The organism is Pseudonocardia sp., from assembly GCF_025465255.1.
Classification (GTDB): Bacteria; Actinomycetota; Actinomycetes; order Mycobacteriales; family Pseudonocardiaceae; genus Pseudonocardia.
This window is the reverse complement of sequence record NZ_JAODNI010000093.1, coordinates 1-5,188: the sequence shown is the minus strand read 5'-3', so window position 1 is coordinate 5,188 and position 5,188 is coordinate 1. Positions and strand designations below refer to the sequence as shown.

The following is a 5,188-nucleotide window of genomic DNA, read 5'->3' as shown; positions in this document are numbered from 1 at the left end:
GGTGCGGGCCTACGTGTCCGGGCTGGTCGCGGGCCTGGAACGGAAGAACGGCTGGACCCTGGCCGAGCGCGCGGGTGAGGTGTCGCCGGACGGGGTGCAGCGGCAGTACTCGGGCACCGCCGGGCGGGTGGAGAACTGCCAGGTGAATGCCCCGACGACAAGGACACAACGCCCTGATTACAGCGGATACTGTTCGACTGACCGTGTATGGGGGACGACTTCATCCGGGACAAGACCGCTCAGTACCGTTACCAGTTCGGCGACGGTCGGCCGGTCGGTCGGGATCGGCTCCAGGCACGTGTCGATGGCTGTCGAGAGTCTGCGCGGGAGCCGTGGCCGACGGGTCCGGATCGAAGGGGCTCGGCCCTTTAGCTGTGGATAGCGCTCCGTGCGATCTTCGGGCTCGAAAGGCCGTGATCCCGTGGCCGTCTCACACAGCGTACTGCCGATACCCCAGACGTCGGCGGCCGCTGTCGTCACGCCTCCGCGGGCCTGCTCCGGCGATAGGTATCCCCTGGTGCCACATCCGGCGCGCACCGGCCCCGGTGGCGCCGCCACGCTGAGATCTATGACTTTGGCGAGGCCGTGGCTGCACACGATGTTTGATGGCTTCAGGTCGAGATGCAAGACGTCGTGGCGGTGCAGGTAGTGCACGGCCGAGCACAAGTGCAGGCCAAGTAGGGCAAGACTCCTCGTGGGCATGGGCCGCCGGATAGTTCGGATGATGTAGTCCAGGGTCTGTCCGGGCAAGGCCTCCAGGATCACGATGGCGGTCGGTTCCTCCAAGGTCTCGTAAGCGCGGACCAGGTGCGGATGAGCAAAGGACTGGAGATACCGCCCCTCATTGAGCAGTTGCTCGAGCAGGCAGCTGCTGGGCTGCCGCGAATGACGCACCATCTTCGCCACGCAACTGCAATCGCGTTCCAGGCTCCAGACCTCGAAGACGTGCATCACCCGACTCCGTCCGAGAAGGTCGATGACGATGTAGCCCGAGGCCAATAGGGCCGCAGTCGCCAGCAGCGTGTCACGGTCGTCGTCGCTGTCGGAGCCGCTGCGGTGGAACGCGGTGACTGCGTCGGTGGACCGGTGACGAGAACCGGGACGGTCCATAATGGCGTGCCGCGCGTTGATGCTCATATCGCCCTCGGTGATTCGGCTGTGGGCCCGTCCGCCAGGGCCTCGACGCCGCAGCGGGCGCCTCCCGAAGCTCCTGGCTGAGGAACGTGCAGGCGGTAGAGCCGGGCGTACGTGCCGTTCCTCGCGAGAAGATCGTCGTGGGTTCCGCTGTCGACCACCCGGCCCCGTTCGAGGACGACGATGACGTCGGCATCCTGCACGGTGAGCAGGTTATGGGAGATGACGACGGTGGTTCGGCCGTCCATGAGGCGGCGCAACGGGGCGAGGATGCGCTGCCCCGAGGCCGCGTCGAGGCCGGTCGTGGGCTCGTCGAGCAGTAGTACCGGGGCGTCTCGCACCATCGCCCGAGCGATCGCAAGCCGCTGCCGTTGGCCGCCGGAGAGCCGCCGTCCCCGCTGTCCGACGACCGTGTCGTAGCCGTCCGGCAGTGCAGCGATGAACGTGTGCGCGTCCGCGGCCCGGGCGGCCGCGACGATCTCCTCCTCGCCGGCGTCCGGCCGGCCGTAAGCGATGTTGTCCCGGATCGTGCCGTCGAAGATGAGTACTTCCTGCAGCACCACCGCAACGTTGTCGCGCAGCGAGTCCAGTCGCAGCTGCCGCAGGTCGCGGCCGTCGAGGCGGATGTGACCGGTATCGGGGTCGTAGAAGCGCAGCAGCAGCTTGGCCACCGTCGACTTGCCGGCGCCGCTCGGGCCGACCAGAGCCAGAGTCTGTCCCGGCATCACTCGCACCGAGACGTCGTGGAGGACGTCGCAGTCCGTTCCCGGATAGCGGAAGCTCACGTGATCGAGTTCGACGAGGCCGGCCGCCCGGGCCGGCGACTCGGCGTCCGGGGCGTCGGGAACGGCTGGGCACTGGTCGAGGAACTCGATGACGCGTTCTGCGCTGGCGGAGGCCGAGTAGACCGAATTGGTGAGGCTGCTCAGCCCGCGGACCGGGCTGTACATCCGACTGAGAAGGGTGAGGAACACCAGTAACCCACCGAGCGTCAGGTGGCCGGTGGATAACTCCCATACACCCATCCCCAGCACTATGAACGCGCCACCGAGTTCGACGAGATCGATCAGGGGGCGGAACGCCGCGCGTAGCCGAGTGGAGGCCATCTCCGCCTGATACTTACGTACACCTTCCTGATGGAACCGTTCAGCCTCCCAGTCTTGCCGGTTGCAAGCCTGCACGAGCATCACATTGCCGAGGCTCTGCTCGGCAGCCGCAGTAATCGACCCGGTGCGGCGCCTCTTCTCCCGTGATACGAGCTTGAGAAGCCGGGAGAAGCGCCGGGAAAGCAGCCAGAATAACGGCAGCACGGCGAACGACATGAGAGCGAGCTGCCAGTTGAGAATCAGTAGCGCGCAGGTGAAGATGACCAGTCGCAGGACGTAGAACACGGTGCTCGTCAGTCCGGACAGGAGGAAGGCTTCGATGGCCGCGATGTCCCCGGTGAGCCGGGAAAGCATGTCTCCGAGCTGGCGTCTCTCGAAGAAGTCCAGCGACAGCCCCTGCAGGTGCCGAAAGAACGACGTGCGCAGTGACAGCAGGAACCGTTGACTCAACCAGGTGGAGAGCAGGCTCTGCGCGATGGAGAACAAACCGCGGCCGACGGTGAGGCCGACGAACATGAGCGCAATCGGCCCGAAGGCACCGAAGTCGCCCGGCACCAACACGTCGTCGATGAGCAGCTTGAACACCCACAGCTCTCCGCCCTCGAAGAGTGGCGACACTGCGGACAGAACGATCAGCAGCGGCAACCAACGACGCTGGGAGCGGGTGTAAGGCCAAAAACGGCGCACGATATCCCGGACGGGCACAGCCGGTGCCTGCGCAACCGTCTCGCCACTCTCCGAGAGGGGAAGGTTGAAGGACCCCTGGAGAAGATTACGGACGAAGCGGGGCGCGCCGAGAACGCTCACGGTCTTCTCGCTCTATGACGAAGGCGGCTTCACCCGAAGGTGAAGCCGCCTCTGGGTGGTAGTGACTTTGTCGGGCGCGTCACGCACCTCTAGTGGTCGTTCTCCTTGTGCTCATCGCCGGGGCTGGTGTGGTCCTTGCTGGGATCGGTTTCGTTCTCCTTCTTGTGGCCGCTCGAGGTCCACTCCCCCTCTCGGCTAGGCCGTCCGCCGATTGCCGCCCTCAGTACGTCGAACATCTGATCTCCTCCATCGTCGAAATCGAGAAACCGACGGAGCCGAAGGTACGCTCAGCGTGGATTCGACACAAGAAGGCACGTGGCCCAAAAATTCTCCGCCAGAAGGCCGATCTTAGGACATCCATGGATGTAGTAATTATGGAGGAGTCAAATCGCCTTCAGTGGTTTCGGGGGATAGGGGAACCGCGTAACTCGGATTTTGTGGCCGACTGCCGGTGCCTCTGGCTGTTGATTGGTGTTGGCCAACAATTGTGGCGAGCGGGTGTAACAGTTCCACCAAGTTGGCGAATTGCTCAGAGGCAGATTGATGCCGGTAGGTGGCAGTGGGCGGCGGATGTCGTACTTCGAGGGCCCGTCGAGTTTCGCCAGTAGGCCGCGCCGGCCCTGCGCCGTTCTTTGACCCCCGGGTGGGCCGTCCGTCAGTCCAGTGTCGTCATGAACGGCTGTGCCGGCGTCATCAACGGCGACAACACCTCGATGCACATCACGGTACGCCGACAAGTGCCCCGTGACGGCGAGCCCGGTGTGACGTAGCGACGAACCGTCTCAGCGCCCGGGCGAGCCGCGGCGGCGTGCTGCAGCTATCGCAGTCAGGGTTCAAGCCTGATCTTCCCGAGCTTGTGCGCCACCCGTCACCGCGGTCTCGTTGTTGTGTCCAATAGAGACGCCGGTACGGTGATCCACCGCGAGTTGGCCCACCGGGCCCGCTGATCTGAGGAGCGAGCGCGTCCGTGTAGTCGAGGACTACCGGCGCAGAGGGGGCGAGCTTTCTTGCGACCTGGGCAACTTCATTCGGAAGCGCCTCCCACGCCTTCTCGCGCGCTTCAGGGGAGCCGTCCCCCGACTTACCCGAAGCGACTAAACCTGCTGCCGAAGTCTTCTATCACCGAGCAGGGCCTCCACGTGTAAGGGGCAATCGAGCGTGTGCTTCGCGGTGGCGTTCACCTTGGCATTGTCACCGCAGACCACGCCGTTGCAGCTCCATAACAGCGTCGCGCAGCTGGTGCGCGAGTCCGAAATCCCACCGCGTGATTCGGATTACCGAACATCTCAAATCGACATATATCGGAGGAGGCATCGATCAGATCTGCAATTTCTACAGTGGCTTTGACACCTTGCAGAGATCACGAATTCTAACGCGACCCTTATTGCCGATCAAGACACCAGCGGCAGCAGCGGATGGAGGCTGCCGGTGCCCGGGAGGAGTGTGAACAAGACCCGCATTGCGCCCTCCGCCGTCTTCGAGACGACGGCCATGCTGCGCGCGCACTTCGTGGCGCACCATCCCGGATTCCTGGGACTCCAGGGGCGTCCCGGGGGTCATCGAGCCTGCGCGGCGGCGGGCACGGGCACGCCGCGTTCCCCTGGAGGGCATCCGGCCCCAAGCTGGGCACCCTGGCCCTGGCCACCGCCCGGGCCTTCCGTCAGGGCTTGTACGTGCCACACCCGCTGGCCGGCACGCGGCGGTGGGTCATCCCGGGGTGGAAAGCATCCGCGATGGCCGCATAGCTGGTGCTCCACGAGCCCCGATGTCGAGGTGCTCGAAGCTCGGCGGGCGTGGGCTGGGCCTGGACCCGCAGCGCGGTCCGAGTGATAGCCCGGACCGGGCGGCTGGACGCCGACTTTGAGTCGATGTACGGCGGTGTCGGGCCCACGCGCTGCGGCTGTGTGGTCGCGGAAGCTGCAGGCGAGACAGATCCTCCAACGCCTCACCCGACGTCAGCGTGAACGTGGATCCTCGTTCGGCTGGGTCTCGTGGCTGACGCCCTGGGCGAGGGCCTCGGACGGCGCCGCCCGGTGCCCGACGTGCGCCTCCTCGCGGATGCGCTCGACGAGGTGCGGGTAGTGCAGCTCGAACGCGGGGCGCTCGGAGCGGATCCGGGGCAGCTCGGTGAAGTTGTGCCG

General features: G+C 65.4%; 3 protein-coding genes and 2 pseudogenes. 1 reads left to right on the top strand and 4 read right to left on the bottom strand.

The genetic code is table 11. The features are described 5' to 3' along the window. Nucleotides 1-145, top strand: a pseudogene (locus JWP64_RS10600) (IS701 family transposase); the annotation flags it as partial. A gap of 32 nt (nucleotides 146-177) precedes the next feature. Here the strand turns inward: JWP64_RS10600 and JWP64_RS10595 are convergent. The 4 genes and pseudogenes from JWP64_RS10595 to JWP64_RS10580 all read right to left on the bottom strand — a co-directional run. Then, complete coding sequence (locus JWP64_RS10595; protein WP_297495382.1) at nucleotides 178-1,137, bottom strand: serine/threonine-protein kinase; 960 nt, start codon at nucleotides 1,135-1,137, stop codon at nucleotides 178-180. Then, nucleotides 1,134-3,047 carry an ABC transporter ATP-binding protein gene (locus JWP64_RS10590; protein ID WP_297495379.1) on the bottom strand — a complete coding sequence of 638 codons (1,914 nt, stop codon included), beginning with the start codon at nucleotides 3,045-3,047 and terminating at the stop codon, nucleotides 1,134-1,136. Before JWP64_RS10590 ends, JWP64_RS10595 begins: the two co-directional genes overlap by 4 nt. An 89-nt stretch (nucleotides 3,048-3,136) precedes the next feature. Then, the gene (locus JWP64_RS10585) at nucleotides 3,137-3,283 is read right to left on the bottom strand and encodes a hypothetical protein (protein ID WP_297495376.1); all 147 of its coding nucleotides are present in this window, start codon (nucleotides 3,281-3,283) and stop codon (nucleotides 3,137-3,139) included. A gap of 1,719 nt (nucleotides 3,284-5,002) precedes the next feature. Beyond that, nucleotides 5,003-5,188, bottom strand: a pseudogene (locus JWP64_RS10580) (cytochrome ubiquinol oxidase subunit I); the annotation flags it as partial.

What these genes read in the sequence shown, in the direction of transcription:
- JWP64_RS10595 (WP_297495382.1), bottom strand. Translation starts at nt 1,137, where the DNA reads ATGAGCATCAACGCGCGGCACGCCATTATGGACCGTCCCGGTTCTCGT.
- JWP64_RS10585 (WP_297495376.1), bottom strand. Translation starts at nt 3,283, where the DNA reads ATGTTCGACGTACTGAGGGCGGCAATCGGCGGACGGCCTAGCCGAGAG.